Source organism: Natronorubrum aibiense, assembly GCF_009392895.1.
GTDB lineage: Archaea > Halobacteriota > Halobacteria > Halobacteriales > Natrialbaceae > Natronorubrum > Natronorubrum aibiense.
The window spans coordinates 2,859,886-2,882,269 of sequence record NZ_CP045488.1 but is presented as its reverse complement, the minus strand read 5'-3'; the positions used below and the strand labels follow the sequence as shown (position 1 = coordinate 2,882,269).

The following is a 22,384-nucleotide window of genomic DNA, read 5'->3' as shown; positions in this document are numbered from 1 at the left end:
CAACGAGCCGAACGGTGTATACATTCTCTATTCTTGCTGGATCAAAATCAAAACCGAGGCTCTCCGGAGGATTGTGACGGAACCCACCTCAAGACTCGAGCGTAATCGCCTCGTCGGCCGCGTTTCGCAGCGCGTCCGAGCGGCCGTACTCGCCCGGGGCGATGGCGATCGTTTCGACGCCGAGGGTGCCCGCGTGCTCGAGGACGGGTTTGAAGTCCGTATCGCGGGAGGCGATCGCGAGTCGGTCGAGTGTGCCGTCGCCGGCGAGGGCGGTCGCGTCGACGGCGAGTTTGACGTCGACGTCGCCGCTGGTGATGATCACTTCGAAGCCGCGGGCTTCGGCGGCCTGAATGAGTCCGGGTGTGGCGTGTTCGTCGAGATAGAGCCGGATGACGCCGACGTGGCCGAGGTTTCGGGCGACGTCTCGCAGATCATCCAGATCGACGTCGAACTCCTCGCGAAAGACGTTCGGCCCGTCGACGAACAGGCCCACTGTCGGCTCGGTCTCGAGGTCGGTGTCGGGACCGACGAGGCGGGCGAGCCGGGCGCGAACGTGGTCGAACATGTACTGGCGTTTCCACGGCCGCGAGATAGGTGTGACGAAACGCGACGCGAGGTGTGACCGGCCACACCGCCGGTCGACCGACGAAAAGACATTACTACTCCGGGCGTGTCGTCTGGAGTATGCCGCTTCAGACGCCGCCGTTACGTGGGGCGCACGACGAGCGCGGAGCGAAGTTTACGGAGTTTGGCGGCTGGGATATGCCGGTCGAGTTCGATTCGATCCGAACGGAACACGCAGCCGTTCGCGAGGACGTCGGCGTGTTCGACGTCTCACATATGGGACAAATTCACGTCACCGGGCCGGATGCGACCGAACTCATGCAACGGCTCACCTCGAACGACGTCAGCCGACTCGCGGTCGGCGACTCCCAGTACGCTGCGATCACCGACGAGGACGGGATCATCATCGACGATACCGTCGTCTACCGGCTGCCAGACGAGAGCGCCACGGCGTCGAATGGCGGCGACGGTGAGGCGACGTATCTCTTCGTTCCGAACGCCGGCACCGACGAGGAAACACACGAACGCTGGATCAGCTACCGCAACGAGTGGGACCTCGAGACGACCGTCGACAACCGAACCGACGAGTACGCCATGTTCGCAGTACAGGGACCGAACGCGCCAGCGCTCGTTGACGACCTCACGGACGAGGCCGTCACCGAACTGGACCGCTTCGAAGCCCGGTATGCGACCATCGACGACGTAACCTGCTGGATCGCTCGAACGGGCTACACCGGCGAGGACGGCTTCGAACTGCTCGTCCCGTGGTCGGAAGCCGAGCACATCTGGTCGCTCGTCGAGTGCCAGCCCTGCGGGCTCGGCGCACGAGACACGTTACGAATCGAGGCCGGTCTCCTGCTCGCCGGACAGGATTTCGACCACGAATCGGATCCGCGAACGCCCTACGAGGCCGGGATCGGCTTTACCGTCGACCTCGAGACCGAGTTCGTCGGCCGGGATGCCCTCGAACGGGTCCACGACGACGGCGTCGAGGAGCAGTTGGTCGGCTTCCAGCTGATCGACCGCGGCGTCCCGCGACACGGCTACGACATCACGAACACCGACGGACGGGTCGTAGGCACCGTCACCAGCGGTACCATGAGCCCGTCGCTCGGCCATCCGATCGGGCTCGGCTACGTTCCGGTCGAGTACGCAGAACCGGGGACGACGCTCCAGGTCGTCGTCCGCGGCCAGTCGAAAAAAGCAAGAGTTGAGACGACACCCTTCATCGACACAGTATAATGAGCTTCGACATTCCAGACGACAGACGGTATCTAGAATCGCACGAGTGGGCACTCGAGGAAAACGGCGTCGTCCGCATGGGCATCTCCGATTTCGCACAGGACGAACTCGGTGACGTCGTCTTCGTCGAACTGCCCGACGAGGGCGATCACCTCGAGCAGGAAGGCGATCTCGGCGTCATCGAGTCAATCAAAGCCGTGTCGGACCTCTACGCACCCGTCAGCGGCGAGGTGACGGCGGTCAACGAGGACCTGTTCGACGCTCCCGAACTCGTCAACGACGACCCCTTCGGCGAGGGCTGGATGATCGAGATCGAGGCCGACGACCTCGACGAACTCGAGACCCTCCTGACTGCCGAGGAGTACGAAGACCAGATCGCCTGAACGACGACTCGAGGCGCAGACGAACGCAGTTAGCGATTGTCCGGCGGCGCGGATCGATTCGTGAGAACGAGCGCACCGCCAGCGAGTAGCACCATCGCCGTCGCCCAGCCGAGCCACACCACTGGCGTGTTGACGGCCGCAGTCGCCGTCAGCGTCACGAAAAAGACGACCGTCAGCGCGGCGGTCAGCCAGTCCGGTCGATCGACCATCGTCGTTACCCCGGGTTGTCGATTCGCATTACTCGAGGCCAACGAGATACTCGAGCAGCTCGTCGAGATCGGTGTCGGTGACGGCAAGTGAGTAGCCGTCGATCCGGGCTAAATCGGCCGCGTGATCCCACAGGTCGTCCTCGTCGATGCCGTGAAGGATCACGGCGTTGGGCGTCGGGTTGACGACTCGTAGGGCAACCAGCGGCGACTCGCCGCGGGTGACGCCCGTAAACACCAGCACGCGGTTCGTGCTCTGGCCGTACAGCCGGAAGAACTCCTCGCTCGAGAGGCGAGTGATCGCTTCGATGCTGTCGATGACGGTGTGGCCGCTGATGCGGTCGGTGTTGCCGGCGGCGACTTCGGTTGCGTCGATGTCGTCGTAGAGTTTTACGAGCGGGATCGACGTCGCGTACTCCCGGAGATCATAGACGATGTCGCTTTCGAAGCCGGCCGAGAGCACACGACCGTACTGGCGGATGCGGTCGCCACCGCGTCGTTCGTCGATCGCCAGCAATCCCTCGACGAGTCGGCGGACGACGCCGATGCCGGGACTCTCCCGGCGGCCGCTCTCGTAGTCGGAGATCACCGACGAGGAGATGTCGAGTTCCGACGCGAGATCGGTCTGCGAGACGCCGAAGTCGGTTCGCCACTTTCGCAGCGTCGCACCGGGGTCGGCACTCAACGTGATCTCCCCGGCGATCTTCTCTGCGAGTTCCCGTTTTGGCCCACGGCCGCTCATATGTCTCGGTTAGCCGGTCGACTCAAGTAGCTACTGGAGACCGCTCGCTGCGACGTCGGCGTTCGCAGTCATACGAACTCCTGTCAGTCAGTGCCAGCGCACTCGTGACCCGCCATGCGGGTGCGACGAAACACAGTGACAGCAGCCCGTATCAGTCGTCGGCCGTCGGCGGCTCGACCGTCTCGACCCGCGCTCGGAGCCACGCGATCGCTTCTTCGACCGTCGCCTCGTCCGTCCCCCTGACCCGGAGCCGACCGGGACGGCTCTCGCTGCGTGGATAGCTGCCGACGGTCACGTCGAACGCCTCGGTGACGCCCTCGAGAGCGTCGTGGAGCGCCCCCTCCGGTGCCGGCGTAAAGATCGTTCGGGCGACAGCGTCGCCCGCGAACTCCTCGGCAACGGTCTCGAACATGGCCCGCATCTCGTCGGGAATCCCGGCGAAGACGGAGACGTTCTCGACGAGACAGCCCGGGACCCACCCCTCGTCGACGACGATCGGTGTCGCGCCTTCGGGGATCGACGCCGCAGCGTCGATGTCGAGTTGCAGTTCGTACTCCGCGACCAGATCCGGGTTTTCCTCACGGAAGGAGGCTGCTTTCTCGAGTAGCCCGTCTTTGATCCCGTCGTGAACGACGAGATCGCGTCCCAGCCCGTCTGCGACGCCCTCGACGGTGACGTCGTCGGGCGTCCCGCCGATCCCACCCGTGACGATGACGGCGTCGAACGCCGCTGCCCAGCGGGACACGGTGTCGGCGATTATCTCGCGGTCGTCGGGAATCGTCAGGATGCGCTCGACCGTGCTCCCGCGGTCGGTGAGCTGTTCGGCTAGCCAGGACGCGTTGGTGTTCGTCGTCGAGCCGGCGAGGATCTCGTCGCCGACGGTGACGATCGCGACGTGCATACCCGCCGTTCGGGATCGATACAATTAGCCACACTGGGTGTGCGATCGCCTCTCCGTTCGGAACCACAGGTGGAGGCGTCAATCGGTCAAAAAGCACTTGCATTGGTCGTCACCACCCGCAATGGTCAGCGCCACGGTTTTATAATTCGTGACACAAGTGACTGTATGATTGCATTCACGGAAGCTAGGAGTCCCACCGGTGTCCCGGCGCTTCACGGTGCCGTCCGTTCTACCGAGGAAGCGCCCGTCACGACGGAACTGAGGCTCGAAGAGCGCATGGCCTCGGCAGGGTGTCGAGGGTCCCGTGTAGCTCGAGTCGGGTGGGCGTGATTCGATGGTCGACATCGCCTTCTCGCTCGGTCGACTCCTCTTTGCGCTCTTTCTGGTCTTCCTGAACGGCTTTTTCGTCGCGGCGGAGTTCGCGTACGTCCGTATCCGGTCGACGTAGATCGAGTCGCTCGTCGAGGAGGGTCGGTCGTTCGCGAAGCTCGTCCAAGAAGCTGAGGAGAACTTGGACGATTACCTCGCGACGACGCAACTCGGCATCACGATCGCCTCGCTGGGGCTGGGCTGGGTCGGCGAACCGGCGATCGCCTCGCTACTCGAGCCCGTGCTGGGATCGGTGCTTCCGGCGGGCTCGATTCATCTGGTCGCCATCGCGATCGGGTTCAGCGTCATCACCTTCCTGCACGTCGTCTTCGGCGAACGCGCCGAAGACGCTCGCCATCGCTGACGCCGAACGGATCGCGCTGCTGGTCGCCGCACCGATGAAGTTCTTCTACTACATCTTCATCCCCGGTATCGTCGTGTTCAACGGGACGGCGAACTACTTCACGCGGCTCATCGGCGTGGCCCCGGCCTCGGAGCGCGACGAGAGCCACAGCCAAGAGGAAATCATCCGCATCGTCTCGCAATCGGGCGAACAGGGGGCCGTCGACATGGACGAAGTCGAGATGATCGAATCGGTCTTCGAACTGGACGACACGGTCGCCCGCGAGGTGATGGTTCCGCGTCCGGACGTCGCCACCGTCAGCGCGGACATGCCCCTCTCGGAGCTTCGAACCGTCGCCGCGAGCGGGAGCTACACCCGATTCCCCGTCGTCGACGAGGACGCAGACCAGCCCGTTATCGGGTTCGTGCACGCGAAAGACGTGCTTCAGGCCATCGAAAAAACGAACCAAGACGACCGCTCGGCAGCCGAGGATCGGCGCGCGGAACCGACCGCACGCGACCTCGCTCGAGACGCCCTCATCGTGCCCGAAACCCGCCGGATCGACGAGATACTCGCCGAGTTCTGTCGCCAGAACGTCCACCTCGCCGTCGTCATCGACGAGTGGGGCGCGTTCGAGGGCGTGTTGACCATCGAGGACGTGATCGAGGAGCTCATCGACGAGATTCGAGACGAGTTCGACGTCGCGTCGGTGGAACCCTCGATCGACGAACGCGACGACGGTCGCTACGCCATCGACGGCGGCGTCTTACTCGAGGACATCAACGGACTCCTCGGCACGTCGTTCGAGAGCGACGCGTTCGAAACTATCGGTGGACTGGTGTTGAGCCGTCTCGGTCGGGCCCCGGAAGTCGGCGATACGATCGAAGCCGACGGCTACGAGTTGACTGTCGAAGGCGTTGACGGGACGCGGATCTCGGACGTGGCTGTTCGTGACGTGAGTGCAGAGACAGAGGAATCGGCTGGCTGATCGGCCAGCGCAGCGAATTCACAACGCCGGTATCACCTGCTGGAACGCTATCGGGTCGACGGATGGAGAACCGAGGAACGTCGCGAAGAGCGTGAGCAAGTCGTTAATATACGATCGACTGAACCGGGTTATACACTGATCGCACAGCTGTACTTCTCACGAAACACCACGGCAGGGCCGACCGACGAGACGCTCCGCAACCACTAAACGCGACTCACCCTAATCACGGCGTAATGAGCGACTGGACCGAAAAGTACCGACCGACGACGCTGTCGGAGGTACGTGGGAACAACAAAGCCCGCGACCAGCTCGAGGAGTGGGCGCGGACGTGGGACGACCACCGGGAGGCGGTGATCGTCCACGGCAGTCCGGGTGTCGGAAAGACCTCCGCCGCCCACGCGCTGGGTAACGACATGGGCTGGCCCGTCATGGAACTCAACGCCAGTGACAACCGGAAGGCCGACGTCATCGAACGGATCGCGGGCGAGGCCGCACAGAGCGGCACGCTCACCGCGGGCGGGGCCGGTCGTCGACTCGTCATCCTAGACGAGGCGGACAACTTCCACGGCAACGCCGACTACGGCGGCTCGAGGGAGGTGACGCGGGTCGTCAAGAACGCGAACCAGCCGATCGTGCTCGTCGCGAACGAGTTCTACGACATGAGCCAGTCGCTGCGAAACGCCTGCGAGACGATCGAGTTCCGCGACGTCTCGAAGCGTTCGATAGTCCCCGTGTTGCGGGACATCTGTCGGCGCGAGGAGATCGAGTTCGAGGAGGACGCCCTGAAGAAAATCGCCGACGCGACCAGCGGCGACCTGCGGTCGGCGGTCAACGACCTGCAGGCAGTCGCCGAGGAGACCAGCCGGCTCACCGTCGACGACGTCGTCACGGGCGAACGCGACACCACCGAGGGGATTTTCGATTTCCTCGATGCGCTCATCAAAGAGGAAGACGCCGAAGGCGCGCTGCGGGCGTCCTACGACGTCGACGAGAATCCCGACGAGATGCTGAACTGGATCGAAGACAACGTGCCCAAAGACTACGAAGGCGCGGAGTTGGCCGATGCCTACGAGTTCCTCTCGAATGCCGACCGCTGGCTCGGCCGTGTCCGGGCGACCCAGAACTACTCGTTTTGGCGGTACGCGACCGACAACATGACCGCCGGCGTCGCTGCCTCTCGCCGCGGGCACAAGGGTGGCTGGACCCGCTACGGTCCGCCGAGTTACTGGTCAAAACTCGGGCGTACCAAAGGCACCCGGAACACCCGCGACGCCATCGCCGAACGCATCGCCGAACGCGAAGGGACGAGCGTCGCGACTGCCCGGCGGGAGATCCTGCCGTTCCTCTCGGCGATGACCCACCACTGCACGAACCGCGAGCTGACCGTCCGGATGGCCGCCGTCTACGAACTCGACGAAAAGGAGGTCTCCTTCGTCACCGGCAGCGGCAAAGACACCAACAAGGTCCAGTCGATCGTCGAGGACGCCGAGGAGTTGCTGGCCGAGGAGACGGTCGAACACTCCGGCGGTGCCTTCTTCGATGCCGGCGACTCGAGCGACGACACTGACACCACCGAAACCGAAACGGACGCTGGTGACGGCTCGAGCGATCAGGAGACACTCGCGGCAGCCGCGGAGTCGGAGGCCGAGACGACCGCTTCGGAATCTGCGGCCGACGACACCGACGACGGACAGGCCGGACTGAGCGATTTCATGTAGCACGCTGTAGTGCCGGTGTAGCACCTGTGGGGATCTGTCGGCGACAATTACAACCAACACTATTACGTTGCAGACCCATGTTAACACGTGACGGTGAGTAACGAATGAACGATCGACATTGCTGCCCCCTCTGTACGGCAACGTACGACGAACGGACGTCCCTCCACGTGCACCTCGAGGTCGAGCACAGAAAGTCCGAAATCGTCACCGAGTTCATCGACCTGTACGAGACTGGACTCGACAGTTCGATCGACGGCGGGCCAGGGGTAGCCAGCAAGGAACGGCCGATGCCGTCGGCCGACTAGGTCACATCAGTCGTCCAGTCCGATCTGTTTTAAAAACGCCGTTGAAAGCCCGTCAGCGACGCCGTCGGCCAGCGCCTGTGGCGTCTCGCCCTCGAGCGGTGGGACGGTCTCGACGTCGTGGCCGGTCATTCGCTCGAGTTCGGGAGGGTTAGTTCGTTCGGCGACTGTCGCGCCTTCGTACTCGTTGCAGACGATTCCGGCAACGTCGATCCCGCGGCGCTCGAGGGCCTCGACCGAGAGCGCGGTGTGGTTGAGCGTGCCGAGTCCGGATCGGGTGACAACGAGCGCCGTCGCCTCGAGGTCGTCGACGAGGTCGATCACCTCGTGGTCGCCAGCGAGTGGCACGCGGAGCCCGCCAATGCCTTCGACGATCGGGCGGTCGACGTCGGCAACTGCGTCCCGACAGGCTGTCAAAATCGAGTCGTACGTTAGTTCCGCGCCCGTTCGAGCGGCGGCCACGCGCGGCGCGAGCGGCGGCTCGAGGTATCGACAACAGGTCGCGGCGTCGGGGTCGCCACACGCCTCGGTGACGAAACCAGCGTCGTCGTCCGGCGGAAAGCCAGTCTGTGCAGGTTTGATCGCCCGCGCGTCGACGCCTCGCTCGCGAAGCCAGCGCGTCAGGCCCGCGGTCACGACGGTCTTGCCGACGCCGGTATCGGTGCCGACGACGGCGATTGGGTCGCTCATCGGTCAGATTAGCCCGATGTCCTCACCCGCCGCCCGGAACGCCTCGAGGCAGGTGACGATGTCGTCTTGGTCGTGAGTCGCCATCGGCGCGACTCGAATCCGGCTGGTTCCCTCGGGGACCGTCGGTGGCCGAATCGCCGGCGCAACGACGTCTCGCTCTCGAAGTCCGTCCGCAAGTGCAAGGGCGTCCTGTCGGTCGCCGACGAGCACGGGGAGGATCTGTGAGTCTCCGACGACCGTATAGCCCATCGACTCGAGGCCGTCCCGGAGGTGGACGACGTTCTCCCAGAGCCGTTCTCGAGCGTCGCTGTGGCGGGCGATGTGTAGCGCCTCGCTCGCGGCCGCGGCGGCCGGCGGGGCGAGACCGGTCGAGAAGACGAACGAGCGAGCGTCGTTGACCAGACACTCGATCAGCGCTTCGCTGCCCGCGACGTAGCCGCCCTGGCTCGCGAGCGCTTTCGAAAGCGTCCCCAGCTGGATTTGGATTCGATCCTCGAGTCCCTCCGCCTGCACGACGCCGCCGCCGTTGGCGTAGAGTCCGGTTGCGTGGGCTTCGTCGACCATCACCCACGCGCCGAACTCCTCGGCGAGGTCGCAGATTTCGGTCAGCGGGGCGACAGTGCCGTCCATGCTGAACACCGAGTCGGTGACGATCAACCACGATTCAGCAGTACCATCGGCCGTGGCCGCCCGCGCCTCGAGTTTCGAACGCAGGCTCGCAGCATCGCAGTGATCGTAGACGACCGTCTCGGCACTCGTGAGCCGACAGCCATCGATGATGCTCGCGTGATTGAGTTCGTCGGAGAAGATCACGTTCGGCTCGAGGGCCGTGATCGTGCCGACGTTCGCGGCATATCCCGAGGAGAATGCGAGCGCGCGCTCGGCTCCTTTCGTCTCGGCCAGCAGCCGCTCGAGGTCGTGGTGCACCATCGTGTCGCCGGTGACGAGTCGGCTCGCACCGGCACCCGTGCCGACGGTCGCGGCGGCCTGCCGAGCCGCATCTTGGACACGCTGGTCGTCCGTCAGCCCGAGGTAGTTGTTCGCGGCGAACACCAGCGCTTCGTCCGACTCGAGGACCGGGAGGCCGCCGCCAGCGGGAGCCGCAAAGTAGCCCCGCTCGGCGACCCGGTCGACGGGTGACAACGATCGTTTCAGCGTCGCATCCTCGAGCCGCTCGAGTCGGGCCTCGAGGTCGAACCCGCGGTCTTCCATTCGGGTGAACGGTATCATCGCCATGCTTTCACTCTCACGGTTCTGCCTGGATTCGGGTTGTGTCCGCGCTCGTCTGTCTCGTCTCGAAAGAGACGACTTCCGCCGTTCCAGACCGTTTGCCGTCGGTTCGGCACACGTTAGTTAGAACCCGGGCATCAGTTCCACGGGGCCAAAGACGCCGTACTCGCCGGCCCGGTTCCGTCGAACGCCAGTTTGCAGATACCCCAGCGCCGGGCCGTTGACGTTGGCTTCCATGCTCGTCTCGTCGCCGAGTTGGAACGTGTTCGTCGCCGTCTCGCCGTCGAACGTTCGCCCCGTTACGGAAACGGTTGTCGTCGTCGGCTTCTCGTCGCTGCGAACGTCTAAGATGCCGCCGACAGTGACGTCCTCGGCATCGCAGACGCCAGCGCGCTCGAGGAGGATGTCGTCGGCGTGTTCCATGTCCTCGAACTCGATGACGCCGTCGTGGTCGTCGATGATCGCTTCGATCTCCTCGTCGGAGAGTTCTCGAGCGGTGTCGATGTCGTACTCGGGCAGGTGGGCGATGTCCTCGCGGACGGTGCCGCGGTTGTCCTCGTAGCCCGATTTGAGGCCGACGCCCCAGTGGATGTCGACGTCGGTAACCTCGACGAACGACTGGGCCGCGAGTGCGGCCGCGCCGGTTAGCAGGCCGGGCGTCGCCCCAGCGCCGCAGATGAACGTGATACCGGCGTCCTCGAACGCCTCGCGGCGCTCGTCCAGCATACCGATCACGCGCGAGCGTTTGAGCACGTCGATCATGACGCCCGAGTAGCCACCCTCGAGGAACCGGTCGGCGGTTCGCGGGATGAAGTCGTGCTCGTAGTTGGGCAGCGCCAGCAGGACGGCGTCGATCCCGTCGCCGTGGTCGATGATATCCTGAATCGAATCCTCGCTGGGCTGGGCCTGCTCGGAGGCGACGACGCCTTTATTCTCGCCGTGTTGTTTGACGCCGCCTTCAGCGGCCGTCGCACCCGCACCGCCGTCAGAGCGGAGCGCTGACGAAGATCGCGACCCGTCAGTTCGCTTACCGCCGTCCGTTGCCACCTCGTTATCGATGTTGCCCTCCGTCGCCGCCAGCAACTCGTCGACGTCGAGGCCGTCGAAATCGATCGCGGTGCCGTGGCGGTCACACGCCGCGACAGGAGTCAGCGCGTCTTTGTGTTGGCTCACTTCGAGTGCTCGTCGGCCGATTCCACCGGTTCCAACTACTGCAAACGTGATTTCGTCCATGTGTCTCTGTGGGTTGTCTCGTCGTCAGTCGTCGCTCGGTTCTGCGCCTGTACTCGCTGTCGAGTCAGTCGACGACTCCGCGGCGTTGCGGTGGCGAGCCTTGACCGCCTCGGGGTCGAACTCGTTTGTCTCCTGATTCGGCTCGAGGCCCGCCCGTTCGATGATCTCGATGTCGTCGCCGGGCGACTGGCCCTCCGTGGTGAGGTAGTCGCCCGTGAGCAGGCCGTCTGCACCGGCCTCGAGCGGGAGATGCTGCTCGTCGGGCGCGAGATTGACCTCGCGACCGCCGGTGAGCCGCACCCGCGACTCGGGATGGAGGAGTTTGTACACCGCAACCGTCTTGATAATTTCCTCGGTCGAGATGGCGACCCCCTGCTCGGCAAGCGGCGTTCCCTCGACCGGGTTGAGCACGTTCACCGGGAGCGAGGAGATGCCGATCTCCTGAAGCGCGATTGCCGCGTCGACGCGGTCGGTCGGCGTCTCGCCCATGCCGAGGATAACGCCAGCACAGAGATCCATGCCGGCATCCTTGGCGACCTCGAGCGTCTCGACCCGATCCTCGAAACTGTGGGTGTCGACGATCTCGGGGAAGTATCGCGGTGAGGTCTCGATGTTGTGATTGTAGTGGTTGATCCCCTCCTCGACCAAGATCTCGGCTTCCTCCTCGGTGAGAATGCCGAGGGAGGCGTCGATCTCGAGGGCACACTCGTCTCTGACGAGTCGGATGGCCTCGAGGACGTCTTCCCACTCGTCGGGTCGGTGTTCTTTCGAGACCCCCTTCTCGGCGACGACGATGCCGAAACGCTGAGCACCGTCGCGCTCGGCCCGCTTTGCGGCCTCTAAGACCTTCTCGGGGCCGATGAAATCGTACGTGTCGATGCCGGTGTCGAAGTGGACCGACTGCGCACAGAAGCCACAATCCTCGGCACAGTTGCCCGCCTTTGCGTTGACGATCGAGCAGGCGTCGACCGTGCCGTCACCGAAGTGATCGCGCACGGCTGCGCCGGCTTCTGCGAGCGCGTCGACCGGCTGGGCCAGCAACGCGAGCCCGTCGGTTCGATCGAGCTGCTCGCCGGCGAACACTCGCTCGAGCGCGTCGTCGACCGTCTTGTTGTTCGTCTCGTAAACCACACTCGTAATGGAGGTTAACGACATTATAATTGTTGTGGAATGTCGCGTTATTTGCAACATCCGGGGAAGCCGTATGTAGCTGCTATCCGCGGCTGTGCCGGTCGAATGCTCCAGAAGCATCGCCGGGACGTTCGTCACGGGCCGCAACGAACGAGAAGGGTCCGTGATGGCTCGAGTCCCCAGCATCGGTGGACTGAGCCACATCCGCGTCTCGGTTGACGCTGTCTCGGAGACGGTGATTCGTCATTCCAAACGCTTGTGTGGTGAGGTGTCATAGCACGATCATGGTTATCCGGACATCCGAGGAGCGATTCGAGGAGCTACCAGAATTCGACTACGACCACGACTACGTCGACGTCGGTGACGTCCGGATGGTGTACGTCGATGCGGGACAATCGGCGGACGACGCCGACGAAACGTTCCTCTGTCTCCACGGCGAACCCACCTGGTCGTTTCTCTACCGAAAAATGATTCCGACGCTGGCCGAGCGCGGTCGCGTCGTCGCGCCCGATTTCATCGGCTTCGGTCGGTCGGACAAGTACGAAGACCGCGACGCCTACACCGTCGAGATGCACTACGAGACCCTGCGGACGTTCGTCACGGAACTCGACCTGACGAACGTCACGCTCGTTTGCCAGGACTGGGGCGGTCTGCTCGGACTGGCACTCGCAACCGAACAGCCGGAGCGATTCGCGCGGCTGGTGCCGATGAACACCGTCCTCCCCGACGGTACCCAGGAGATGCCCGAGATCTGGCACCGCTTCGCCGAGACGGTCGCGACAGCCGACGAGCTAGATGTCGGTCGTATCGTCCAGAACGGCTGTTATAATGATCACCCGGCGGACGTCCTCGAGGCCTATCGCGCGCCGTTCCCGGACGAACGGTCGCTGGCCGGAGTTCGGACGTTTCCGGGACTGGTACCCCAATCGCCGGACGAGCCCGGTGCGGACCGCTTTGCCGAGGCCCACGAGCGCCTCGTCGACTGGGAGAAGCCGGCGTTCGTTCTCTTCGGCAGGAACGACCCGATCATGTCCGGCTTCCGAGATTCGATGCGCGAGCTAATTCCGACCGCGAGCGACCAACCCGACGTCTGGATCGACGAGGCCGCCCACTTCCTTCAGGAGGACGCCGGCGAAGAGATCGCCGAGCGAATCGTCGCCTTCGTCGATCGGACCTGAGGTGCTATCGCGGCGTCTCCGATCCCCACTTCTCGAGCGCCGTCGCCAACTCGTCGTGTTCGTCGGCGTAGGAGTCGAGCGAGACGCCCTCGAGGCTCGCCTCGACCGACTGCCGAAGCGCTTTCGCGCCCGCGTGCGTGCCGTCGGGATGGCCGTGGATGCCGCCACCGGCCTGGACGATGATGTCCGTGCCGAGTGCGTCGAGTAACTGGTCGACGACACCGGGGTGGAGGCCGCCGGAGGCGACGGGCAGGACCGGGGTCATCCCGTACAGGTCCGACGTGAGCCACTCGTTGATCCCCGGTGTATCCTCGTTCGCGAGTTTGCCCAGCCCGGCGGTGCCGGTGTGGATGTGGTCGACACCACAGAGGCGGGCGATCTGAGCGAGCACGCGCATCGAGACGCCGTGGTGCTCGAGACGGTCGAAGGCCGCGTGCATGGCGCGGTGGGCGTGGATCGCGAGGTCGTGTCGTTCGCAGCGCTCGCGGACCGTCTGGACGGCTGCCCAGCCGCTGGTGATCACGTCGACCATGACGAAGCCGCCGCCGTGTTCGGCCACGAGGTCGACGCGCTCTAACATCTCGTTCGTCTCCGCGGTCACGTTCACGAGGTAATCCTTCCGCTCGCCGACGTCCTCTTCGACACGGTCTCGAGCGGCGAGGCTGTCGGCGAGTCGGTCCTCGAAGGGGTTGAACGACTGATCGGTGAGATTCTCGTCGTCTTTCAGCAGGTCGACGCCGCCGCGCCAGGCGTCTTCGCCGATCTGGACGTGGGCGTCCGTCGAGAGCCCGACTTTCGGTTTGGGGACCGTCGCGAGGATCGGTCGTTCGCCTGCGTCGAGTTTCTCGTGGGCGACGCTGGTCCCGAACTGCGGGCCGGGGAAGCCGGAAACGATGGGCTCGGGCCAGTGGCAGTCCTCGAGGCGGATCGTCTCGACCGCTTTCATCCCCATGATGTTGCCCGCGATACACGAGAGGATCTGGGCCATGCTTCCTGTTTCGAACAGGGCTTCGGGGTAGGCAACGGTGATCTCGTGGCCGTCGATCGCACACGCAACCGCGCTTAGATCGGTCAGTTCGTCCTCGTCGACGTGCAACGCGGCCCACGTTCCGTTGGAGGACTCCGAGGCGACCCGGCTCGCCGCCGCCTCCGTCGACATCCCGTCAGCGGGGTCGATCGTAAACTCGCAGACGAGATCCGTCGCCGTGGGTTCGTACTCGAGGTCGAGGAAGTCGTCATATTCGATGCCAGTCATAGCAACTTCTGGAGTTCATCACGGCGAGTAATAGGGTTTGTGCCGGTTTCTCAGACCCAGCGTCCGAACAGCGCTGTGTCCTGTTTCCCGTTTCGGCCGTTCCCTTCCGTTCGAACGGTATCACGCTCGCTATCGGGGAATGCTCTTTCGAATGCCGGCAATCTCACTCAAGAAGTATATTTTTATACAAACGTAAACTTCTACCTACGTCGACCCGGGGAAACGGCCGTCACACTAATAGGGTATCAGTCTTGTTCATCTGTGGTGAAAAAATTCCGAAAGTTAAAGTCATGCGATTATATATTATCATGGAAGGAGTCTATGACTGATAGCACGATAAATACGAACTCGAGTGACGGGGCACTCGACGTCGGATCGGCGGCCGACGATCTGTTCGGGGACCTCGAGGAGGGGATACCGGAGGGAGAGCCGGTCGACGGGGAGGCGACGGACGAGTCGGAATCGACGGACGACGAGCAAAAGCCGTCCGACGGCGATGTCGAAGACCAGACGGCCGCGACCGTGTTCGGCAACCTCCAGGACAGCGAGTCCACGGCCGACGACGTCGACGATATCCTCGAGGGCGACAGTCCCGAGGACATCATCGCGACCGCGGACGAACCGGAGCCCGAGACGGCCGACGACGACCTGTTCGTCGATGATGGCGCACTCGAGGAACTGCTGTTGACCGATCGAACGAAAGAACAGGAGTTCCTCTGGATCGATTCGGACGACGCTGCCGAGGCCGACGAACCTACTGCGTCGACAGCTGTCGAGACCGACGAGCCGACGTCTGACGACACCGAATCGACCGCTGCACCCGCCGTCGAGCCAGCCTCCGACGAGGCTGCCGACTCAGGAGTTGTCGATGACGGTGAATCCGTCGCTGCGGCCGACGTCGAACCAACGGCCGAGGAGGACATCGAACCGACAGCTGTGGCCGACATCGAGTCGACAGCAGACACCGATGCCGAGCCAGCGTCGGACGCTGCTGAGTCGGAATCCGATTCCGTTGCTGACTCGAGTAAGGCCGAACGCAATTTCGTCGAGTCGGAACCCGAGTCGGACGCGCCCGAGCCAGCCGACGCACCCTCGAGTGACAGATCGCCGGACGAGCATGATTTGGCAGTTGCAACCGCCGATACCGAGGGTACGACGGCAACCGCCGAGGTCGAATCGAATACCGCCCCCGAAACGGCCGATGCAACTCGCAGCGCCGACGAAAACGCGAAGTCGCAGGCGACTGCGGACGATGGCGGCGCCACGGGCCTGCTGGGCTGGCTCCGCGCGACGCTCGGTCGACTGTTCTCGTAACCGCTCGAAATCGAGAGACACCCGCCCGCAGACTGCCCCGCTCGGTCGACTGTTCTCGTAACCGCTCGAAATCGAGAGACACCCGCCCGCAGACTGCCCCGCTCGTGTGGCTGTGACCCCGTGTTTCCTCGAGCCACGTTCGTTCCGTTCGCGTTCTTCGCACTGAGTACCGTCTCGGAACTCCATAGCTTACAGACGCACACGAGCCGACACCCCCCCTTCAGCGTGCAAACTGCTGTGCCAGCGTTTCCGACCAGTAGAGGTCGCCGTCGTAGATGACCGATGCATCGGTTTCGCGCAGCAACGAGGCGACGCCCGACGCCTCGAGCGTGAAACTGGATTCGGTCCCGCAGAGATAGGCGAACTCGTTTGCCTCTGTGTGTGGGAAGTAGTACGACCCCGTCACGCGCGTCGAGTAACAGTCGAGCGTGACCAGATATCGGCCGGTGCCGTCCTCGAGGTCTTCGACGGTGATGGTAATCGGGAGTCGGTGGTCGCTTTGGACGAGCGAGTGCGTGCCGTCACCGACGACCGCGTAGTCTTTGCCCATCATGATCCGACTCCGGGCGAGCCCAAGCGCTCGCTCGAGGCTGTAGCCGTTGACGAGGAGTTTCGCAAACGTCGAGCCGACCTTGACAGCGTGGTCGTTCAACACCTTGGTAAACGTCACCGCGCCGGCGACGCTTCCTTTTTCGATCAGTTCTATCCCCTCGTAGTAGGAGCCACAGGCGTTGAGAAAGAACGTCTGGACGTTACAGCGGTCGATACTCGACGTTGACAGCGGGCCGTCCGGGCAGCGAAGCCCCCCGTTCTCACAGTGGCCGATGTAGTGGACGAACTCGTACTCGTGTTCGAAGACGCGCGCGAGTTCGGCCGTCGAGAGCGAGTCGGCGACGGTGACGTCCATCGACAACTCCTCGGCTCGCTGGCGGTAGATTTCGGCGACCTCGTCGTGTTCGCCGGCCATTTCGGGATCGTTCAGGACGACACAGACTGACGTGGATTCGGTTGGCCGCTCGAGGTAGTCGAGGCGGTTGTAGTAGGCTTCGGGCGTGGTTTTGAAGACGTCGATCGGCACGCCGTCCGCGAGCCAGCCGTGTGCTCGTCCGGTTCGGAGTTCGGGTTTGACGATGTCGACAGAGGCGACCTTGCTGGCACTTGCCCTGTCGTGGCTGCTTCCGCCCCCGTTCCCGTCGCGGTAGAAATCGGCCAGCGAGCGCTCGATCAATTCCTTTCCCTCGAGTTTGGACGTTCGCGGCATGTAGAGCATGCTCAGCCGATCGAGCAAGAACGGCAGCTGTTCGACGGTGTCGTACTCGGGAGCGACGTACGTCGAGAGATGCCACTCCGGAAGCCGATGTTCGATCGCCTCGTAGGGCACTTCGAGATAGGTCGCCAGCCGCTGTTGTGGACTGGCGTTGTAGAGAACGTCAGCGTCGAGATCGAGCGTCTCGAGGACGCGTTGTTCCGCCAGATTCGTGCCGTAGGGTCCGGCATTGCGAACGAGACAGTCGAGAAAGAACGTCTTGCGCAACAGTCGCTCGACGTCGCGCTCGAGGTCGGGCATCGGCGAGAGCCGTTCTTCGATCCCGAGGTCGGTGAGGCGGAGTCGCGGCCGGGCGAGGCCACCCTCGGGAGTGGCTGCCGTCCGCAGCGTGGCCTGCAGGTAGTACGCAAGCGGCGCGGCGACGAACAGCGCGTCGTACGTCGGCGGGACGACGACCTCGATTCCGGCGTCGGAGCGGGCGGCCCGAAGGCGGTCCGGAATTTCGAGGGCGTTGCCACGCTCGAGCAGCGGTGGATGCCCACGAAGCGTGGGATAGGTGCGGTCGGGGCTGTCCGTCTTGTGTGCTGTCGCAAGATGGCTGATGGCCGTCGCGACCGCATCGGGAGAGTCGGTGACGGTGATCGTCTCTGCAGGGAGTTCGTGATGGCTTCGGAAGCCGACGGTCACGCGATACCGATCCGGAAAGGAGACGACGACCGATTCGTAGTCGTCGGTCTTCTCGAGCGTTGCGGTGCCCGAGAACTGGAGATACGTCTTGATCTCCGTATCGATATCGACGATGTACTCGCCGGCAGGGAGCGACAGCGGCGCACCGCGTGGCTCGAGTTCGTACCGTTCGCTCGAGTCGAGCGAGAACGCGTAGACGACTGCGTGTGGAAACCGGAGTTTGTCCGTCGTGACGGTGAGCGTCTCCTCGACCGGTCGTGGGATGTCGGGGGCCGACTCCTCGATGTCGAGATCGGCCCCGTGAACTGACACCGTGGTGTTATCGGCGTCCGTAACACGAAGCACCCGATCGTCGACTCCCCACTCTATCATTCGATACGCTGAATGTCGCTCGGGAAAGTTAGTTGTATCGGGTTGTTTTCATTCCGACACATCTACTGCTGGCATTGATTGTCAAGATTACTGACACCGTTCTCGTGCTCGATATCCGATAGCAACCGATGGCAGCGGTATGAAATCGTGGCGCTTCTCGCCGAAGACGGGTACACTTATACTGCCGCCAGCCGGCACATCGGATATGGAACACGAGCACGTTCGGGACGTCGATCCCGCCGTCGCCGATGCACTCGAGGGAGAGGTAGATCGCCAACGAGAGTCGCTGCAGATGATCGCCAGCGAGAATCACGTCTCGAAGGCCGTCCTCGACGCGCAGGGAAGCGCCCTCACGAACAAGTACGCCGAGGGGTATCCCGGCTCGCGCTACTACGGCGGCTGTGAGTACGCCGACGAGGTCGAACAGCTCGCGATCGACCGCGCCACGGAGCTGTTCGGTGCCGAACACGTCAACGTCCAGCCACACTCGGGCACGCAGGCCAATCAGGCCGTCTACTTCGCGATGCTCGAGCCCGGCGACAAGATCCTCTCGCTGGATCTGACTCACGGCGGCCACCTCAGTCACGGCCATCCGGCGAACTTCGTCGGCCAGCTCTACGACGTCGAGCAGTACGAAGTCGACGCCGAGACGGGCTACGTCGACTACGAGGGGCTCGCCGAGCAGGCCGAGGAGTTCGAGCCGGACATCATCGTCTCGGGCTACTCCGCATACCCACGCGAGATCGACTGGGAGCGCATTCAGGAGGCCGCCGACAGCGCCGACGCGCTCCACCTCGCCGACATCGCCCACATCACGGGGCTCGTCGCCGCCGGCGTTCACGACTCGCCGGTCGGCATCGCCGACTTCGTCACTGGCAGCACGCACAAGACCATCCGCGCCGGTCGCGGTGGCATCGTCATGTGCGACGAGGAGTACGCCGACGACATCGACGCGGCGGTCTTCCCCGGCGGACAGGGCGGCCCGCTCATGCACAACATCGCCGGCAAGGCCGTCGGCTTCAAGGAAGCCTTAGCGCCCGAGTTCGAAGACTACGCCGAGCAGACGGTTGCTAACGCGGAGGCCCTCGGCGAGCAACTCGTCGAGAACGGCTTCTCGCTCGTCTCGGGCGGCACCGACAACCACCTCGTACTCGTCGACCTGCGCGAGAGCCACCCCGACACCTCCGGCGGCGACGCCGAAGAAGCGCTCGAGGACGCCGGTATCGTCCTCAACGGGAACACGGTGCCCGGTGAGACGCGCTCGGCGTTTGACCCCTCGGGCATCCGCGCCGGCACGCCCGGCTTGACGACGCGTGGCTTCGACGAGGACGACTGCCGCACCGTCGCCGACCTGATCACGCGCGTCATCGACAACCCCGAGGACGAGGCCGTCCTCGCCGAGGTCCGCGAGGACGTCGAGTCGCTGTGTGACGCGAACCCGCTGTACGAGTAACGCGCCTGTTTGGGCTCGTTCGGCGACGAGTCCACCCGTGGAATCCGTCGCTGAACCGAGACTGTCCGGTTCGCGTATCTTTTTGTGCTGTGTCGTGTTCTCGTGTGGCATGACTGAGTCGACCACGACGACGATGTACCGGATCAGAACCGACGCGCTCACGACCGACGTCGGCGACGGGCAACCGGTTGTCTTCGCCCACGGGACCCTGATGGACCGGACGATGTTCCAGCCCCAACTCGAGGCGCTGGCCCCCGACTACCGCGCAGTCGCCTACGACCTGCGGGCGCGGACGGATCAGTACGCGTCGACGTACGACCTCGCGGATCTCGCCGGCGACTGTGCCGCGGTACTCGACGGGCTCGGCGAAGAGCGCGCCGTCATCGGCGGGATGTCGATGGGCGGGTTCATGGCGCTGCGCTTTGCGCTCGCCTATCCCGAGCGAGTCGACGGGCTAATTCTGATCGACTCGATGGCGACACCCCACGAACCCGCCGAACGTGAGACCTACGGCCAACTCGTCGAGCCGCTTGAGGGATCGCACGCAGCCGTACCGCGGTCGTTGGCCGAGGGTGTCGCCGGCTACCTCTTCGGTGAGACGACGCGCGAGACGAACCCCGCGCTCGTCGAGGCGTGGATCGATCGGTGGGCGACGTACCCCGGCGCAGCGGTCTACAACGAACTGCACTCCTGGCTCGAGCGCCCGGACGTCACGGACCGACTCGCCGAGATCGACGTCCCCGTGCTCGTCGTCCACGGCGAGGAAGATCCGTCGATCGACCCCTCACGAGCCGAACCGATGCTGGCGGAGCTACCTGACGCTCGCATGGAACGGATTCCGAACGCGGGTCACACGTCAAATCTCGAGGCCCCGGACCGGGTCAACGAGGCGATCACGTCGTTCCTCGACGAGCGATTTTGAGCGTATTTATCCATAACCGTGGATATGTGTGCGAGTGTTGACGGCTATTCTGAGCACGAACCCGAGGGTTGATTAGCCTCGCGGCCACCCACTCGAGTAATGACCGAGATCATCGACGGCAACGCCGTCGCAAGCGAGATTCGTGACGACCTGACGGACGCGATCGAGACGCTCGCCGACGCAGGCGCTCGACCCGGCCTCGCGACCGTCCTGATGGGCGACGACCCGGCCAGCCAGACGTACGTCAATATGAAACAACGCGACTGCCAGGAAGTTGGCATCGAAAGCCACCACGTCGACGTCGCTGGCGACGCTCCAGCCGAGGAGTTGTACGACACCATCGCCGATCTCAACGACAACGACGACGTCCACGGCTACATCGTGCAGGCCCCCGTTCCGGACCACGTCGACTACCGCGAGGTCATTCGCCGTGTCGACCCCGCGAAAGACGTCGACGGCTTCCACCCCGAAAACGTCGGCCGACTCGTCGCCGGCGACGCCCGATTCCGTCCCTGCACGCCCCACGGGGTGCAGAAATTACTCGAGTCCGCCGACGTCGACACCGAGGGCAAAGACGTCACGATCGTTGGCCGCTCGGACATCGTCGGCAAACCCCTCGCCAACCTGCTGATCCAGAAGGCCGACGACGGCAACGCGACGGTGACGGTCTGTCACTCCCGAACCGACGACCTCGCTGCGAAAACTCGTAGCGCGGATATCGTCGTCGCCGCCGTCGGCGTCCCCGAACTCATCGACGGTTCGATGATCAGTGAAGGAACGGTCGTCATCGACGTCGGCGTCAACCGCGTCGACGCGGACACCGAGAAAGGGTACGAACTCGTCGGCGACGTCGAGTTCGAGAGCGCGAACGAACCCGCCAGCGCCATCACGCCCGTTCCGGGCGGCGTCGGCCCAATGACGCGCGCGATGTTGCTCTACAACACTGTGAAAGCCGCCAGCCTGCAGGAAGACGTCGACGTCGACCTGCCCTGAGACGGTCTGCTGTACCGATCACCAGTGGCGGGGTCTGTCATCGGCAATTGACGACAGCAGACCGTCTGAGCTGTTCGCTCGTTTCTAGGCGTCGTCGAACTCGAGGCTCTCGAGTCTGTCTTGGGCCTGCGTAAACGCCAGTTCGTCGCCCCGAAGTCCATTTGCGAGGTCGCGAGTCGCTTCGATCAGCCGGTCGGCCGTACGGGGATCGACGTCGCCGTCGAGCATCCGGATGCGGGTGACGTGTTCGCCGAGCGTCTCTAAGGCACCTCGTTCAGCACTCGTCAGGTCGCGGTCTGCGGCCCACGTTCGGACGTCGCGGCGATACTCGCGGACGGCGTTCGCGGCGGCGAGGCCGCGAGCCCCACGCAGGCTCGGCGGCACTTCGGCGGCCGGCGGCCGCTCACCGGTGTCGGCGTCGCGGAGCAACGCGAGGAAGTACAGTTCCTCGCGCTCCTCGAGGCGGATATCGCGGCCGACAATGTCGGCGACGTGGTGGAGTTCGCTGGCAGCGAGGTATGTGTCGTCGAGTTCGCGAAGCGTCCCAGCGTTGACGAAGCCACGGCGACGGATGTACTCACGACACTCCTCGCGAGCTCGAGCAGCGAGATCATCGGTCGAGAGATCGTCGATCGCGTTTCGAACCGGCGTGAGATCGAACGCCACCTGTAGGTCGGTGTGTTCGGTGCGCTCGTCGATGCCGACGCTGCGAAGGCTTCCACAGGCCGGACAGCCTACGCTGCCAGTTTCGTAGTACGACCACCGCGTGCCACACTCCTTGCACTCGCGCTCACCCCGGACTTTCATGGGTGACAGTACGTGCGCGACCCCAAAAACCGCACCGGAGTCACTCGAGGACCGACTGCTGACCGACAGCGTCGTGCGGACACCGAACTGAGAC

General features: G+C 64.1%; 20 protein-coding genes and 1 pseudogene. 10 read left to right on the top strand and 11 right to left on the bottom strand.

The genetic code is table 11. The features are described 5' to 3' along the window. Positions 1-88 precede the first annotated feature (88 nt). Positions 89-565, bottom strand: coding sequence for an NYN domain-containing protein (locus GCU68_RS14215; RefSeq protein ID WP_152942679.1), 477 nt, complete (start codon positions 563-565; stop codon positions 89-91). A gap of 119 nt (positions 566-684) precedes the next feature. Between GCU68_RS14215 and gcvT the strand changes: the two genes are divergently transcribed. Both gcvT and gcvH read left to right on the top strand, forming a co-directional pair. After that, positions 685-1,806 carry a glycine cleavage system aminomethyltransferase GcvT gene (gene gcvT, locus GCU68_RS14210; RefSeq protein WP_152942677.1) on the top strand — a complete coding sequence of 374 codons (1,122 nt, stop codon included), beginning with the start codon at positions 685-687 and terminating at the stop codon, positions 1,804-1,806. Further along, on the top strand, positions 1,806-2,189 hold the full coding sequence (gcvH, locus tag GCU68_RS14205; protein WP_152942675.1) for a glycine cleavage system protein GcvH: 384 nt from the start codon (positions 1,806-1,808) through the stop codon (positions 2,187-2,189). The genes gcvT and gcvH overlap by 1 nt, the downstream gene beginning before the upstream one ends. 29 nt (positions 2,190-2,218) lie before the next feature. Here gcvH and GCU68_RS14200 read toward each other — a convergent pair whose 3' ends face one another. From GCU68_RS14200 to GCU68_RS14190, 3 genes are all read right to left on the bottom strand, one after another. Further along, positions 2,219-2,398, bottom strand: a complete 180-nt coding sequence (locus GCU68_RS14200) for a hypothetical protein (RefSeq protein ID WP_152942673.1) — start codon at positions 2,396-2,398, stop codon at positions 2,219-2,221. 28 nt (positions 2,399-2,426) lie between these two features. Then, positions 2,427-3,137, bottom strand: a complete 711-nt coding sequence (locus tag GCU68_RS14195; RefSeq protein WP_152942671.1) for a helix-turn-helix domain-containing protein — start codon at positions 3,135-3,137, stop codon at positions 2,427-2,429. Between the two features lie 151 nt (positions 3,138-3,288). Continuing rightward, positions 3,289-4,038 carry a competence/damage-inducible protein A gene (locus GCU68_RS14190; RefSeq protein ID WP_152942669.1) on the bottom strand — a complete coding sequence of 250 codons (750 nt, stop codon included), beginning with the start codon at positions 4,036-4,038 and terminating at the stop codon, positions 3,289-3,291. 334 nt (positions 4,039-4,372) lie between these two features. On the opposite strand from GCU68_RS14190, the pseudogene GCU68_RS14185 reads away from it, so the two are divergent. The 3 genes and pseudogenes from GCU68_RS14185 to GCU68_RS14175 all read left to right on the top strand — a co-directional run bounded on the left by GCU68_RS14185 (position 4,373) and on the right by GCU68_RS14175 (position 7,761). Continuing rightward, a pseudogene (locus GCU68_RS14185) lies at positions 4,373-5,738 on the top strand (hemolysin family protein). Between the two features lie 233 nt (positions 5,739-5,971). Beyond that, entirely contained in the window at positions 5,972-7,456 is a 1,485-nt protein-coding gene (locus tag GCU68_RS14180; protein WP_152942667.1) for a replication factor C large subunit, read from the top strand. A 104-nt stretch (positions 7,457-7,560) separates the two neighbouring features. Further along, positions 7,561-7,761 carry a hypothetical protein gene (locus GCU68_RS14175; protein ID WP_152942665.1) on the top strand — a complete coding sequence of 67 codons (201 nt, stop codon included), beginning with the start codon at positions 7,561-7,563 and terminating at the stop codon, positions 7,759-7,761. Between the two features lie 6 nt (positions 7,762-7,767). On the opposite strand, the gene bioD is transcribed toward GCU68_RS14175, so the two are convergent. From bioD to bioB, 4 genes are all read right to left on the bottom strand, one after another. Beyond that, positions 7,768-8,448, bottom strand: coding sequence for a dethiobiotin synthase (gene bioD, locus GCU68_RS14170; protein ID WP_152942664.1), 681 nt, complete (start codon positions 8,446-8,448; stop codon positions 7,768-7,770). A 3-nt stretch (positions 8,449-8,451) separates the two neighbouring features. After that, positions 8,452-9,660, bottom strand: coding sequence for an aminotransferase class I/II-fold pyridoxal phosphate-dependent enzyme (locus GCU68_RS14165; protein WP_152943730.1), 1,209 nt, complete (start codon positions 9,658-9,660; stop codon positions 8,452-8,454). A gap of 141 nt (positions 9,661-9,801) precedes the next feature. Beyond that, entirely contained in the window at positions 9,802-10,911 is a 1,110-nt protein-coding gene (locus GCU68_RS14160; protein WP_152942662.1) for a transcriptional regulator, read from the bottom strand. A 24-nt stretch (positions 10,912-10,935) separates the two neighbouring features. Further along, positions 10,936-12,042: a biotin synthase BioB gene (bioB, locus tag GCU68_RS14155; RefSeq protein WP_152942660.1), complete on the bottom strand. Its 1,107-nt coding sequence runs from the start codon at positions 12,040-12,042 to the stop codon at positions 10,936-10,938. Positions 12,043-12,326: 284 nt separating this feature from the next. Between bioB and GCU68_RS14150 the strand changes: the two genes are divergently transcribed. Further along, complete coding sequence (locus tag GCU68_RS14150) at positions 12,327-13,220, top strand: haloalkane dehalogenase (protein WP_152942659.1); 894 nt, start codon at positions 12,327-12,329, stop codon at positions 13,218-13,220. Positions 13,221-13,224: 4 nt separating this feature from the next. Here the strand turns inward: GCU68_RS14150 and rbcL are convergent, their stop codons facing one another. After that, a complete protein-coding gene (rbcL, locus tag GCU68_RS14145; protein ID WP_152942657.1) occupies positions 13,225-14,475 on the bottom strand; it encodes a type III ribulose-bisphosphate carboxylase in 1,251 nt (416 codons plus the stop codon). A gap of 321 nt (positions 14,476-14,796) precedes the next feature. Here rbcL and GCU68_RS14140 point away from each other — a divergent pair, with 321 nt between their 5' ends. Then, entirely contained in the window at positions 14,797-15,789 is a 993-nt protein-coding gene (locus GCU68_RS14140) for a midas domain-containing protein (protein ID WP_152942655.1), read from the top strand. 220 nt (positions 15,790-16,009) lie between these two features. Here the strand turns inward: GCU68_RS14140 and GCU68_RS14135 are convergent, their stop codons facing one another. Further along, positions 16,010-18,115: a hypothetical protein gene (locus GCU68_RS14135; protein WP_152942653.1), complete on the bottom strand. Its 2,106-nt coding sequence runs from the start codon at positions 18,113-18,115 to the stop codon at positions 16,010-16,012. Positions 18,116-18,320: 205 nt separating this feature from the next. On the opposite strand from GCU68_RS14135, the gene glyA reads away from it, so the two are divergent. From glyA to GCU68_RS14120, 3 genes are all read left to right on the top strand, one after another. Beyond that, complete coding sequence (gene glyA / locus GCU68_RS14130; protein ID WP_152942651.1) at positions 18,321-19,568, top strand: serine hydroxymethyltransferase; 1,248 nt, start codon at positions 18,321-18,323, stop codon at positions 19,566-19,568. 109 nt (positions 19,569-19,677) lie between these two features. Further along, entirely contained in the window at positions 19,678-20,490 is an 813-nt protein-coding gene (locus GCU68_RS14125) for an alpha/beta fold hydrolase (RefSeq protein WP_152942649.1), read from the top strand. 99 nt (positions 20,491-20,589) lie between these two features. After that, a complete protein-coding gene (locus tag GCU68_RS14120; RefSeq protein WP_152942647.1) occupies positions 20,590-21,483 on the top strand; it encodes a bifunctional methylenetetrahydrofolate dehydrogenase/methenyltetrahydrofolate cyclohydrolase in 894 nt (297 codons plus the stop codon). An 84-nt stretch (positions 21,484-21,567) separates the two neighbouring features. Here the strand turns inward: GCU68_RS14120 and GCU68_RS14115 are convergent, their stop codons facing one another. Next, a complete protein-coding gene (locus GCU68_RS14115) occupies positions 21,568-22,290 on the bottom strand; it encodes a DUF7117 family protein (RefSeq protein ID WP_152942645.1) in 723 nt (240 codons plus the stop codon). Between the last annotated feature and the right edge of the window lie 94 nt (positions 22,291-22,384).

Excerpts from the sequence above, each read along its gene's own strand:
- GCU68_RS14215 (WP_152942679.1), bottom strand. The coding sequence starts at position 565 with ATGTTCGACCACGTTCGCGCCCGGCTCGCCCGCCTCGTCGGTCCCGAC.
- gcvT (WP_152942677.1), top strand. The coding sequence starts at position 685 with ATGCCGCTTCAGACGCCGCCGTTACGTGGGGCGCACGACGAGCGCGGA.
- gcvH (WP_152942675.1), top strand. The coding sequence starts at position 1,806 with ATGAGCTTCGACATTCCAGACGACAGACGGTATCTAGAATCGCACGAG.
- GCU68_RS14200 (WP_152942673.1), bottom strand. The coding sequence starts at position 2,398 with ATGGTCGATCGACCGGACTGGCTGACCGCCGCGCTGACGGTCGTCTTT.
- GCU68_RS14195 (WP_152942671.1), bottom strand. The coding sequence starts at position 3,137 with ATGAGCGGCCGTGGGCCAAAACGGGAACTCGCAGAGAAGATCGCCGGG.
- GCU68_RS14190 (WP_152942669.1), bottom strand. The coding sequence starts at position 4,038 with ATGCACGTCGCGATCGTCACCGTCGGCGACGAGATCCTCGCCGGCTCG.
- GCU68_RS14180 (WP_152942667.1), top strand. The coding sequence starts at position 5,972 with ATGAGCGACTGGACCGAAAAGTACCGACCGACGACGCTGTCGGAGGTA.
- GCU68_RS14175 (WP_152942665.1), top strand. The coding sequence starts at position 7,561 with ATGAACGATCGACATTGCTGCCCCCTCTGTACGGCAACGTACGACGAA.
- bioD (WP_152942664.1), bottom strand. The coding sequence starts at position 8,448 with ATGAGCGACCCAATCGCCGTCGTCGGCACCGATACCGGCGTCGGCAAG.
- GCU68_RS14165 (WP_152943730.1), bottom strand. The coding sequence starts at position 9,660 with ATGGAAGACCGCGGGTTCGACCTCGAGGCCCGACTCGAGCGGCTCGAG.
- GCU68_RS14160 (WP_152942662.1), bottom strand. The coding sequence starts at position 10,911 with ATGGACGAAATCACGTTTGCAGTAGTTGGAACCGGTGGAATCGGCCGA.
- GCU68_RS14150 (WP_152942659.1), top strand. The coding sequence starts at position 12,327 with ATGGTTATCCGGACATCCGAGGAGCGATTCGAGGAGCTACCAGAATTC.
- rbcL (WP_152942657.1), bottom strand. The coding sequence starts at position 14,475 with ATGACTGGCATCGAATATGACGACTTCCTCGACCTCGAGTACGAACCC.
- GCU68_RS14140 (WP_152942655.1), top strand. The coding sequence starts at position 14,797 with ATGACTGATAGCACGATAAATACGAACTCGAGTGACGGGGCACTCGAC.
- GCU68_RS14135 (WP_152942653.1), bottom strand. The coding sequence starts at position 18,115 with ATGATAGAGTGGGGAGTCGACGATCGGGTGCTTCGTGTTACGGACGCC.
- glyA (WP_152942651.1), top strand. The coding sequence starts at position 18,321 with ATGGAACACGAGCACGTTCGGGACGTCGATCCCGCCGTCGCCGATGCA.
- GCU68_RS14125 (WP_152942649.1), top strand. The coding sequence starts at position 19,678 with ATGACTGAGTCGACCACGACGACGATGTACCGGATCAGAACCGACGCG.
- GCU68_RS14120 (WP_152942647.1), top strand. The coding sequence starts at position 20,590 with ATGACCGAGATCATCGACGGCAACGCCGTCGCAAGCGAGATTCGTGAC.
- GCU68_RS14115 (WP_152942645.1), bottom strand. The coding sequence starts at position 22,290 with ATGAAAGTCCGGGGTGAGCGCGAGTGCAAGGAGTGTGGCACGCGGTGG.